Annotated in this window: 10 protein-coding genes; 2 read left to right on the top strand and 8 right to left on the bottom strand. The window is 65.5% G+C overall.

Features of this window, described 5'->3' with window-relative positions:
* The 7 genes from VGV37_RS24960 to VGV37_RS24930 all read right to left on the bottom strand — a co-directional run.
* On the bottom strand, window positions 1–250 hold a 250-nt coding region (locus VGV37_RS24960), incomplete at its 3' end, for an ABC transporter substrate-binding protein (RefSeq protein ID WP_326882504.1).
* Window positions 251–426: 176 nt separating this feature from the next.
* On the bottom strand, window positions 427–789 hold the full coding sequence (locus VGV37_RS24955; RefSeq protein WP_326882503.1) for a DUF6867 family protein: 363 nt from the start codon (window positions 787–789) through the stop codon (window positions 427–429).
* Window positions 789–1,499, bottom strand: a complete 711-nt coding sequence (locus VGV37_RS24950; RefSeq protein WP_326882505.1) for an ABC transporter ATP-binding protein — start codon at window positions 1,497–1,499, stop codon at window positions 789–791. Before VGV37_RS24950 ends, VGV37_RS24955 begins: the two co-directional genes overlap by 1 nt.
* Window positions 1,500–1,507: 8 nt before the next feature.
* Entirely contained in the window at window positions 1,508–2,383 is an 876-nt protein-coding gene (locus tag VGV37_RS24945; RefSeq protein WP_326882502.1) for an ABC transporter ATP-binding protein, read from the bottom strand.
* Window positions 2,380–3,756 carry a high-affinity branched-chain amino acid ABC transporter permease LivM gene (livM, locus tag VGV37_RS24940; protein WP_326882501.1) on the bottom strand — a complete coding sequence of 459 codons (1,377 nt, stop codon included), beginning with the start codon at window positions 3,754–3,756 and terminating at the stop codon, window positions 2,380–2,382. Before livM ends, VGV37_RS24945 begins: the two co-directional genes overlap by 4 nt.
* Window positions 3,756–4,670, bottom strand: a complete 915-nt coding sequence (locus VGV37_RS24935; protein ID WP_326882500.1) for an ABC transporter permease subunit — start codon at window positions 4,668–4,670, stop codon at window positions 3,756–3,758. The genes livM and VGV37_RS24935 overlap by 1 nt, the downstream gene beginning before the upstream one ends.
* A 392-nt stretch (window positions 4,671–5,062) precedes the next feature.
* Window positions 5,063–5,377: a DUF2312 domain-containing protein gene (locus tag VGV37_RS24930; protein WP_326882499.1), complete on the bottom strand. Its 315-nt coding sequence runs from the start codon at window positions 5,375–5,377 to the stop codon at window positions 5,063–5,065.
* Window positions 5,378–5,604: 227 nt separating this feature from the next.
* Here VGV37_RS24930 and ahcY point away from each other — a divergent pair, with 227 nt between their 5' ends.
* Window positions 5,605–6,900 (top strand): adenosylhomocysteinase, encoded by a 1,296-nt coding sequence (gene ahcY / locus VGV37_RS24925; protein WP_326882498.1) that lies wholly within the window; start codon window positions 5,605–5,607, stop codon window positions 6,898–6,900.
* Window positions 6,901–7,116: 216 nt separating this feature from the next.
* The gene (locus VGV37_RS24920) at window positions 7,117–9,339 is read left to right on the top strand and encodes a PAS domain-containing sensor histidine kinase (protein WP_326882497.1); all 2,223 of its coding nucleotides are present in this window, start codon (window positions 7,117–7,119) and stop codon (window positions 9,337–9,339) included.
* Window positions 9,340–9,345: 6 nt separating this feature from the next.
* On the opposite strand, the gene VGV37_RS24915 is transcribed toward VGV37_RS24920, so the two are convergent.
* On the bottom strand, window positions 9,346–10,365 hold the full coding sequence (locus VGV37_RS24915; protein ID WP_326882496.1) for an NAD(P)/FAD-dependent oxidoreductase: 1,020 nt from the start codon (window positions 10,363–10,365) through the stop codon (window positions 9,346–9,348).
* Between the last annotated feature and the right edge of the window lie 25 nt (window positions 10,366–10,390).

Raw genomic sequence — 10,390 nt, 5'->3', positions numbered from 1 at the left:
CGACGGCAACCGCCTGCTTCGGATCGCACGCGTCGTCGCCGACCGTCAGCACCAGCTTCTGGCCCAGCACGCCGCCCTTGGCGTTGATGTCGGCGACCGCTTGCTCGGCGCCCTTCTTCAGCTGCTCGCCGAAGGCTGCGTTCGAACCGGTGATCGGGCCGACCGTGGCGATCTGGATATCGGCCTTCGCGACGCCGGCCGTCAGGGCCAGGACGCTGACGGCCGCCAGCAACGTTAGATTTTTCCGCATCGTGGAGAACTCCCTGTCAGAAGATTCGACTCGCCCCATCGGATTTATGCTTGCCGCAGGGGCGAGACCCCTAGAAACCCACGCCGCACCCCATTCTTCGGGCGTGGGCCACGCACATGCGCGAATCGCTCGAACTGCATCAAAGCAAGCTCAACCGTCCGTACGCAAGTCTCCCGTTAGCCCTGCCGGTCGCGCCAGGCGAAAGGCCCGGCCCGTTCGTACAGCCACGGGTATTGATTGACCATCTTGCGCGCCTGCGTCGCTCGATAGGCCATGACGCTGAATCCCAGCATGATGACCGCCGTCACGAGATAGCCGAGCGGCGACAGCAGCGCTCCGCCGAACAGGGCGAAGTCGAAGAAGCGATTGCCCGCCGCCAGAAGGATACTGTAGGGCACCAGGTGCCACAGCGGTCGCCAGGTGCCCGCCAACGCCTGGCCGGTCATGTAGGCGGCCCAGCCGAACAGAATGACCGTGGCGCAGATGAAGACCCAGAGACTGGTGCCGAGCGCACCCATGACGACATCGATGCCGGACATCAGTGCCCGCCCTCCAGATAGGCCGCGCGAACGTCCGGGTTCGCCAGCAGCTCCCTGCCGGTGCCGCTCATGGTGATCTCGCCCGTCTTCATGACGTAGCCGCGGTGCGCGAGCTTCAGCGCATGATACGCGTTCTGTTCGACGAGGAACACGGTGACGCCCTGCTGCTCGTTGATCTCCTTGATGACTTCGAAGATCTGCTTCACCACCAGCGGCGCCAACCCCAGCGACGGCTCGTCCAGCAGCAGCAGCCGCGGCCGGCTCATCAGCGCGCGCCCGATCGCCAGCATCTGCTGCTCGCCGCCCGACATGGTGCCGGAACGCTGGGTCTGCCGCTGCTTCAGGCGGGGAAAAAGCGTGAAGATCCGCTCGAGGTCGGTGTCGAAATTCTCGGGATTGCCCGTCGTGGCGCCCATCTGCAGGTTCTCGAGCACGGTCATGCGCGAGAAGATGCGCCGACCTTCCGGCGATTGGGCGATGCCCAGCCGCACGATGTTGAAGGTCTCCATATGGGTGATGTCCTGCCCCTCGTACAGGATCGTGCCGGCCGTCGCCCGCGGCCGGCCGCAGATCGTCATCAGCAGCGTCGACTTGCCGGCGCCGTTGGCACCGATCAGGGTGACGATCTCGCCCTTGGGCACCGTGACGTCGACGCCCTTCAGCGCCTCGATCCGGCCATAGAAGGTGTGGAGGCCGGAGATTTCCAGCATCGGAGCGGTCATGACTGAAGCCCTACGTCGGCGGCGATTTCCGGCGGTAAGGCTTCGGCCTCATCCTCTCCCAGATAGGCCTTGATGACATTCGGATCGTGGCGCACGTCATAGGGCGCGCCGTCCGAGATCTTCCGGCCATAGTCCAGCACCACGACATGGTCGGAAATCTTCATGACCACGCTCATGTCATGCTCGATCAGCAGGACGCCGATGCCCTGATCCTGGCGGATCGACAGCAGAAGATCGTTCAACTGACCGGACTCGTTGGGATTGAGCCCGGCTGCCGGCTCGTCGAGGCACAACAATTTGGGCCTCGTGCACATGGCGCGCGCGATCTCGAGCCGGCGCTGGGCGCCGTACGGCAGGCTGGAGGCCGGATTGTCGGCCTGCCGATAGAGGCCGGTCTTGTGCAGCCAGAATTTGGCGAGCTCGACCGATTCCTTTTCGGCCGCGCGGTAGCGCGGCAGGCCGAGCAGGCCGGCGATCGAGAACATCGAGGCGCCCATCAGCTCGTTGTGCTGGGCCACGATCAGGTTTTCCAGAACCGTCATGCCGGAGAACAGGCGGATGTTCTGGAAGGTGCGTGCCACACCGGCGACCCGGGTGATGCGGAAACCTTCCATCTGCTCCAGCAGGAAATCCTGCCCGCCGTCGCCCTTCATGGTGATGCGGCCGACCGTGGGCTTGTAGAAGCCGGTCAGGCAGTTGAACACCGTGGTCTTGCCGGCGCCATTGGGGCCGATCAGCGCTGTGATGTCGCGTTCGTGGGCGGTGAAAGACAGGTCGTTGATCGCGACCAGCCCGCCGAAGCGCATGGTCAGATGCTCGACCGACAGCAGCGCGCCCTTGCCCGGCGGTGCGTAATTGTCGAGATGGCTCATGGCAGCTCTCCCGTCGAAGCCGCGACGGCATCGTTGGGCACGAGACTCTCGGATGGCCCATTCGGCCCATGCAGCAGGATGGACGGTTGGCGATGGGCGAGCAGCCCGCGCGGCCGGACCAGCATGATGAGCACCATGGCGCCGCCGTAGATCAGCGGCCGGTAGAGCGCGATGTCGCCCAGGAACGAGAACCAGCGGCCCGCTTCGTTCAGCGACACGAGCATGATCGCGGCCAGGACCACGCCCAGCTGGCTGCCCATGCCGCCCAGCACCACGATCGCGAGGATGGTGGCCGACTCGCTGAAGGTGAAGCTTTCCGGGCTGATGAAGCCGAGGCGGGTGGCGAAGAACGATCCGGCGAAGCCCGCGAACATGGCGCCGATGGCGAAGGCCGACAGCTTGACGTTCGTGGCATTGATGCCGATCGCACGGCAGGCGATCTCGTCCTCGCGCAGCGCTTCCCAGGCCCGGCCGACCGGCAGCCGGCGCATCCGGATCGTGAAGAAGTTGGTGAGCAGCGCCAGCACCAGTATCACGAAATACAGGAAGATGAAACGCTGGGTCGGCGAAAATTCGAGCCCGAAGAATTCGGCGAAGGTCGGGCCGCTCGACGAGTGCGCCACGAACGGCAGGCCGAACAAGGTCGGTCGGGGAATGCCGCCGATGCCGTTCGGCCCGTTGGTCACGTCCTGCCAGTTCAGCAGGACCACGCGGATGATCTCGCCGAAACCGAGCGTGACGATGGCGAGATAGTCGCCGCGCAGGCGCAGCACGGGAAAGCCCAGGACGACGCCGAACGTGGCGGCGAACAGGCCGGCGAGCGGCAGGCAGGCCCAGAATCCCAGCCCGACGTTGGTCGCCAGCAGGGCCACCGTATAGGCGCCGACCGCGTAGAACGCGACATAGCCGAGGTCGAGCAGGCCGGCGAGCCCGACCACGATATTGAGGCCCCAGCCGAGCATGACGTAGATCAGCACGTTGGTGCCGAAGTCGATGAGATAGTTCGACGTGAGGAACGGCAGCAGCACCGCGAGGATGAGACCGACCGCACCGATCTTCGTGCCGTTCCGTGCGACCGAAGCCGCGAACCGGTCCATGGCGCTCGGGCCGGCCTTGCCCTGGGCCCCGGCCATTGCGGAGCGGCGCTGGCTCGCGAACAGGTTCATCGCGAGGCGGCCGAAGAATGCCGCGGCGACCAGCCAGGCGACCGTGTCGAAATGGTGGGTGACGATCAGCGTGCCGCCGGATTCGTCGGTCTTGAGCCCGACGGTCGGAATGGTGAGCACGAGGACGACGGCAGCGGTGGCGAGCGCGCTCAGAAAAACGCCCGGGCCTCGCGCACGGGACGAAGCCGCGGCTTTCACGGCGGCCATCAGACCTTCTCGACCTCGGGCCGACCCAGCAAGCCGGTCGGCCGGAAGATCAACACCAGGACAAGCACCATGAAGACGGCCACATCCTTATAGGCAATGGAGAAATAGGCCGACCAGAACGCCTCGATCAGGCCGATCAGCACGCCGCCCAGCATGGCGCCCGGCAGCGAGCCGATACCGCCCAGCACGGCGGCGGTGAAGGCCTTGACCCCCGCCAGGAAGCCGATGAAGAAGTCGATCACGCCGTAATACAGCGTGAACATCAGGCCCGCGACCGCGGCCAGTGCCGCACCCATGACGAAGGTCAGCGAGATCGTCCGATCCACGTTGACGCCCAGCAGGGCCGCCATCGTCCGGTCCTGCTCGCAGGCCCGCTGGCTGCGGCCGAGCGGCGTCTGCTGGATGACCGCGGTAAAGCCGATCATCAGGCCGACGGTCAGCAGGATGATGATGATCTGGAGATAACTGATCTGCACCGCGAAACCGTTGTGTTCCAGCAGCTTGATCGCACCGTGCATGATGGGCTGCAGCGGCTTCGGCCGCGCGCCCTGGAACACCTGGATGAAGCTCTGCAGGAAGATCGACATGCCAATCGCCGAGATCAGCGGCGCCAGCTTGAAGCTGTCGCGCAAGGGCCGGTAGGCGATCCGCTCGACCGACCAGCCGAACACGGAGGTGAAGATCATCGTCACCAGGAGCACGATCAGGATGGCGAAGACCGCCGAAAAAGCACCGATCGAACTCAAGATCAAAAAACTGATCAATGAGATGAAGGACCCGATCATGAATATTTCGCCGTGGGCGAAATTAATCATGCCGATGATACCGTAGACCATGGTGTAACCGATCGCGATCAGGCCGTAGACGGCCCCCAGCGTCAGTCCATTGATCAATTGCTGGAGAAAATATTCCATCATCCCCCGGAAGAGCCAAGTTCGGGCTGCTGGAACGAACAAGGAAATCCTGCCGGGAATACCCGGCAGATTGCTTCGTTCGTGCCGATTGAGCCCCCTGTTTTGTGCCGTGGACGCCCGGTTACCCGGGTCACCGCGTCATCATTCGTGACCAGCAAAGTAACGGTCGGTGATGCCGGCGGCAAGCACCTTCGGAAAGCGGCCTTTTTGCCCAGGAGCCGGTGTGACAACATTGTCGCAACCCGATTGTCGCAACCCAAGCATTGTTTCTTTCGAAACTTATCGCAACCTAATCTTTTATCGGGCGCAACCGACGCTTCGCCTGCTGGACCCGCCAAACAAAAGGCGGCGCATCGAGACACGCCGCCTTTCAACCATTTCATCGGGGGGAGCTATTCCTCGTCGACCTCCGGCAGCATGCCGAGCGCGCGCATATAGACCTCGAGCATGGTTTCCTCTTCGTCGAGTTCGTCGCGGTCGCGCTTCCGGATCGAGATGATCTTACGGATGATCTTGGTATCGAAGCCGTTGCCCTTGGCTTCGGCAAACACGTCCTTGATGTCTTCGGCCAGCGCCTTCTTCTCTTCCTCGAGCCGCTCGATGCGATCGATGATCGCGCGGAGTTGCTCGCCGGCGATGCCGCCGACATCGGCCGGGCGCGGCGCCGGGGTGGAGCCGCTCTTCGGCGCTTCGTCGAAATCGGCCATGGTCATCGCTTCCTCTCGTTCTATTTGATCGTCGATGGATGGGGGCAAGCGCGCCGTCGGCGTCGCCCCGCCACCCGTATCCTGAAAAGCGGGCGACCATATCGGCGGGCGGCCATGCGCGCAAGCCGCCGTGCTTGCCCGGGCGCCGCTGCTGCTGCTATACGCCCGCTCGTGATCCCCGCCGTCGCCGGCCGGGATCGACCATTTTGCAGGATTTGGAGACAGGCATGTCGACGTTCACCGACTATAAGGTCGCAGATATCTCGCTGGCCGGCTGGGGCCGCAAGGAAATCGCGATCGCCGAGACGGAAATGCCGGGCCTGATGGCGCTGCGCCGCGAGTTCGGCACCACGAAGCCGCTGCAGGGCGCGCGTATCGTCGGCTGCCTGCACATGACCATTCAGACCGCCGTGCTGATGGAGACGCTGGTCCATCTCGGCGCCACCGTGCGCTGGTCGTCCTGCAACATCTTCTCGACCCAGGACCAGGCCGCGGCCGCCATGGCCGCCGTCGGCATCCCGACCTTCGCCTGGAAGGGCGAGACGGAAGAGGAATTCTGGTGGTGCATCGAGCAGACCCTGCGCGGTCCGGACGGCTGGACCCCGAACATGGTGCTGGACGACGGCGGCGACGCCACCGTCATTCTCCATGACAAGTATCCGGAACTGCTGAAGGACGTGCGCGGCATTTCGGAAGAGACGACCACGGGCGTGCATCGCCTGTATGAGATGATGAAGGCCGGCAAGCTCGCCGTGCCGGCGATCAACGTCAACGACAGCGTTACAAAGTCGAAGTTCGACAATCTCTATGGCTGCCGCGAGAGCCTGGTCGATGGCATCAAGCGCGCAACCGACGTGATGATGGCCGGCAAGATCGCCGTGGTCGCGGGATTCGGCGACGTGGGCAAGGGCTCGGCGGCGTCGCTGAGGAGCCAGGGCGCGCGCGTCATGGTCACCGAAATCGATCCGATCTGCGCGCTGCAGGCGGCGATGGAAGGCTACCAGGTCGTGACCATGGACGAGGCCGCGTCGCAGGGCGACATCTTCGTCACCGCGACCGGCAATGTGGACGTCATCACGCTCGACCACATGCGGGCGATGAAGGACCGGGCGATCGTCTGCAACATCGGCCATTTCGACAGCGAGATCCAGATCGCATCCCTGCGCAACTACGTGTGGGACGAAGTGAAGCCGCAGGTCGACGAGGTCGTGTTCCCCGACGGCAAGCGCCTGATCGTGCTGGCCCAGGGCCGTTTGGTGAACCTCGGCTGCGGCACGGGCCATCCGAGCTTCGTGATGAGCGCCTCCTTCACCAACCAGGTGCTGGCGCAGATCGAGCTGTGGGTCAACCACGCCAAGTACGAGAAGAAGGTGTACGTCCTGCCCAAGCACCTCGACGAAAAGGTCGCGGCGCTGCATCTGGAAAAGCTGGGTGCCAAGCTGACCAAGCTTACGCCTGAGCAGTCCAAGTACCTCGGCATCGAGGACCATGGGCCGTACAAGGCCGATCACTACCGCTACTAGAAAACGGGGGGAGCAGATGCCCGCTCCCCCATCCGGCCCCGATCCTTCGGCGGCGCGTTTTCGACGCGCCGCCGAAAACGTTTCTGATCCGAAACAGCATCGCTTGTGGCGGGGGCGCCGAGCCCTTACCATGGTCGGCATGAGCCTGCCGCCCGCCGCTGCGATTCTGGTCGTCTCTTCCGGTTGCATCGCCGCAGCCGGTCGGGAGCTAGCCGCATGCTGACCGAGCTTCTTCTCGTCGCCGCGATCGGCGCCGGCATCGCCGCGCACGAACGCCAGCGCCGGCTTCGCGAGCGCGCGGATCGCGCCGGCGCGCTGATGCAGGCGGCGCTCGGCACGATTTCCGGCGTCTGCTATCGCTATCTCAACGCCCGTGCGATCCGCATCGACGGCCGCGGCGACGACCCGGTCTGGCCCCTGCTGCTCGACGACCTGCTGGCCCGGGGACCCGCCATGGCGAACGCGGCGCGGACCGCGTTCGCCTCGCTAGCACTCACCGGCAAGGGCGAGACGGTGCGCCTGCCGTTCGAGGACGGCAGTGGCCGCGCCATCGAGTTGACCTTGCACCGCGTGACCTCTACCGACCACCGCCTGTCCTTCGACCTCATCTGGGTCACCGATATTTCCGACCGCGAGGCGGCCCTGGCCGAGGGCGCCCGACGCGCGGCCGAGCGCGATCGGCTGGCGGCGGCGCTCGACACCATCCCGGTCGCGGTCTGGTGGCGCGATGCCGACTTCACCATCACCAACGGCAATGCCCGTTTCCGGCAATTGCCCGACCTGGCCACCCTCGCCCGGCCCACCGCCGAGAGTGCCGTGGCCGCCGGAGGACCGCAGACGACCCAAGGCACGATCGCCGGCGAGGGCGGCGGTCCGTTCGAAGTGACGGAGATCCCGCTCGCAGACGGCGGCACCGTCGGCTTCGCGCGCGACCGTGGCGACATCGAGCAGGCACGTAGCGAGATCGGCCGCCTGGGGCTCGCCCATCGCGAGGTGCTGGAAACGGTCACGACCGCGATCGCGATCTTCGGTCCCGACGCGCGGCTGCTGTTCTTCAACACGGCTTACGAGCGGCTGTGGCAGCTGGATCGCGACTTCCTCGACAGCGAACCTTTCCTGCCCGAGGTGCTGGACGTGCTGCGCGAAAAGCGCGCGCTGCCGGAATATGCCGATTTCCGCAAGTTCCGGGCCGAGCAGGCCGCCCTGTTCACCGACCTGCGGTCCGCCCGCGAGGAGTTGCTGCATCTGCCCGACGATCGCACCTTGCGCCAGGTCGTGAGCCGCCATCCGTTCGGCGGGCTGACCTTCACGTACGAGGACGTGACCGACCGGCTGGCGCTGGAGCGGTCCTACAACACCCTGGCCGAAGTCCAACGCGCGACGCTCGACAACCTGTCCGAAGGGCTGGTCGTGTTCGGCAGCGACGGGCGCCTGGCGCTATGGAACCCGGCGTTCGCCGAAATGTGGCTGCTGCAGCCCCACGACCTGGTCAACCGCCCGCACATCTCGACCCTGGTCGACAAGATGCGGCCGTTCTACGCCGAGGAGGCCTGGGAAACCACCAAGGCCGAGATCGTCGACCGGGTCATTTCCTACACGAGCTACGCCGGCACGCTCGATCGCCGCGACGGTCTGGTACTGGAGATCAACACGATCGCGCTGCCCGACGGCAACGTGCTGCTGAGCTATCTGGACGTCTCGGATTCGACCCGGGTACGCAAAGCGCTGCGCGACCGGAACGAGGCGCTGGAGACCGCCGGACGCCTGAAGAGCGAATTCATCGCCAACGTGTCCTACGAGCTCAGGACACCCCTGAATGCCGTCATCGGCTTCGCCGACATCCTGTCGAACCAGTATTTCGGCCCGCTCAACGAGCGGCAGCTGGAATATAGCCGCGGGATCTTCGACAGTTCCCAGCGCCTGATGTCGCTGATCAACGACATCCTCGACATCGCGTCGGTCGAGGCCGGCCAACTGACGCTCGACCGCACGCCGGTCGACGTCCATGCCATGCTCGCCGGCGTGCTGACCCTGACGCGCGAGCGGGCGAAGCATCTGCAGCTCAACCTCGCCTTCGACTGCCCCCACGACATCGGCGTCGTGACGCTCGACGAGGCGCGCATCCGGCAGGCGCTGTTCAACCTGTTGTCCAACGCCATCAAGTTCACCCCGCCGGGCGGCACGATCACGCTCGGCGCACGCCGGGTCGGGGTCGAGGTTGCCCTCAGCGTCAGCGACACGGGCATCGGCATCGCGGCCGAGCTTCAGGCAAAGGTGTTCGAAAGCTTCGAGCGCGGCCAGACCGACGGCCGACAGGTCGGCGCCGGCCTGGGCCTCACTCTGGTGCAGAGCTTCATCGAGATGCACGGCGGCCGGGTCGAGCTCGATTCCGCGACCGGCGGCGGGACCTGCGTGACCTGCTGGCTGCCGGCGCTCTGAAACCTGCTACTTCGTGCCCGGCACGCCCTTCGACGTCGAATATTCGAAATGCAGCGCCTCGCCCGGATGGACCAGCGGATGGATCGCGTGGGCCGCCTGACACGCTTCGGCAAAGCCGGTCGTGATCAGCTTGAGCTTGCCCTTGTAGGTGGCGATGTCGCCGATGGCGAACACGCCCGGGATGTTCGTGGCCGCGGTCGACGGGTCGATCGACACGGTATGGCGGTCGAGCGCCAGGCCCCATTCCGCGATCGGCCCCAGGTTCATCGACAGGCCGAAGAACGGCAGCAGCACGTCGGCCTCGAGCCGGCGCTCACTGCCATCCAGATCGGCGACGATGACGGCATTCAGGCGATCGCCGGTACCGTCGAGCCCGTGGAGCTGGTAGGGAACGACCAGCTCGATCCTGCCGTCGGCCGCCAGCTGGTCGAGCCGCGCCGCACTTTCCGGCGCCGCGCGGAACTTCGCCCGCCGGTGCACCACCATGACCTGGGCCGCGACCTCGGCCAGCGAGATCGCCCAGTCGACCGCCGAGTCGCCGCCGCCGGCGATGACGATGCGCTGGTCGCGGAACGCCTCGCGCCGCTGCACCATGTAGAAGACGCTCGTGCCCTCGTAGGCCTCGATCCCGTCGAGCGGCGGCCGGTTCGGCCCGAAGGCGCCGCAGCCGGCCGCCAGGATCACCGCCTTCGCGACGATGGTCTGGCCGCGCGAGGTTTCGAGCCGCAGGCGGCCGTCGTCAAGCTGATGCAGGCCCGTCACCTGCTGGCCCAGATGGTAGACCGGATCGAACGGCGCGGCCTGCTGCGCGAGCTTGTCGATCAGGTCCTGCGCATCGATCGCCGGATGACCGGCCACGTCGTAGATCGGCTTTTCCGGATAAAGCGCCGCGCATTGGCCGCCGACCATGTCGAGCGTGTCGATGACGTGGGCGCGCATCCGCAGCATCCCGCATTCGAAAACGGCGAACAGGCCGACCGGGCCCGCGCCGATGATCGCGACATCGGTCTCGTGATGGGTGGACATGACAACGGGTCTTTCTTGCGCGTGG

This window comes from Aliidongia sp. (assembly GCF_035943795.1).
Lineage (GTDB): Bacteria > Pseudomonadota > Alphaproteobacteria > ATCC43930 > CGMCC-115725 > Aliidongia.
The sequence above is the reverse complement of the archived record's forward strand: the minus strand, read 5'-3'. Positions and strand labels throughout refer to the sequence as shown.

Excerpts from the sequence above, each read along its gene's own strand:
- VGV37_RS24955 (WP_326882503.1), bottom strand. The coding sequence starts at position 789 with ATGTCCGGCATCGATGTCGTCATGGGTGCGCTCGGCACCAGTCTCTGG.
- VGV37_RS24915 (WP_326882496.1), bottom strand. The coding sequence starts at position 10,365 with ATGTCCACCCATCACGAGACCGATGTCGCGATCATCGGCGCGGGCCCG.
- VGV37_RS24935 (WP_326882500.1), bottom strand. The coding sequence starts at position 4,670 with ATGGAATATTTTCTCCAGCAATTGATCAATGGACTGACGCTGGGGGCC.
- VGV37_RS24930 (WP_326882499.1), bottom strand. The coding sequence starts at position 5,377 with ATGGCCGATTTCGACGAAGCGCCGAAGAGCGGCTCCACCCCGGCGCCG.
- VGV37_RS24950 (WP_326882505.1), bottom strand. The coding sequence starts at position 1,499 with ATGCTGGAAATCTCCGGCCTCCACACCTTCTATGGCCGGATCGAGGCG.
- VGV37_RS24945 (WP_326882502.1), bottom strand. The coding sequence starts at position 2,383 with ATGAGCCATCTCGACAATTACGCACCGCCGGGCAAGGGCGCGCTGCTG.
- ahcY (WP_326882498.1), top strand. The coding sequence starts at position 5,605 with ATGTCGACGTTCACCGACTATAAGGTCGCAGATATCTCGCTGGCCGGC.
- livM (WP_326882501.1), bottom strand. The coding sequence starts at position 3,756 with ATGGCCGCCGTGAAAGCCGCGGCTTCGTCCCGTGCGCGAGGCCCGGGC.
- VGV37_RS24920 (WP_326882497.1), top strand. The coding sequence starts at position 7,117 with ATGCTGACCGAGCTTCTTCTCGTCGCCGCGATCGGCGCCGGCATCGCC.